Origin of the sequence: Psychrobacter sp. I-STPA6b (genome assembly GCF_020662265.1) — a bacterium.
In the GTDB taxonomy this organism is placed as follows: Bacteria; Pseudomonadota; Gammaproteobacteria; order Pseudomonadales; family Moraxellaceae; genus Psychrobacter.
Window position 1 is genome coordinate 1 of the sequence record NZ_VEWM01000128.1, and the last position, 468, is coordinate 468.

General features: G+C 35.0%; 1 protein-coding gene. It reads left to right on the top strand.

From position 1 onward, the window contains the following. Positions 1-468: complex I 24 kDa subunit family protein (locus FHK88_RS13690; RefSeq protein WP_227431280.1), on the top strand; the 468-nt coding region annotated here is incomplete at both ends.

Consider the following 468-nt stretch of genomic DNA (forward strand, 5'->3'; position numbering starts at 1 on the left):
CGTATTAACGAATTAATCAGTCATTATCCTGCAGATAAAAAGAAATCGGCATTAATCCCAGTTTTGCATGAAGTACAAGATGCTCATGACAATTGGTTAAGTGTAGAATTACAACAAAAAGTCGCAGAAATTTTGGAAATTCTTCCAATTGAAGTGTACGAAGTAGTAACTTTCTATACGATGTTTAACACAAAACCTGTGGCTAAATATATGTTCGAGTTTTGTAGAACCTCTTGTTGTGCTACTCGTGGTGTAGAAGATTTAATGGATTACGCTTGTTCTAAATTGGGCGTGAAAGAAGGAGAAATTACTTCAGACGGCTTGTTTCAAGTAGTTGGTGTAGAATGTTTAGGCGCTTGTGGATATGCTCCAATGTTGCAATTAGGCGATTTTTATCACGAAAAACTATCAAAGGAATCCTTCGATAATTTGATTGAAGATTGCAAAGCAGAAAAAATAACTTTACAC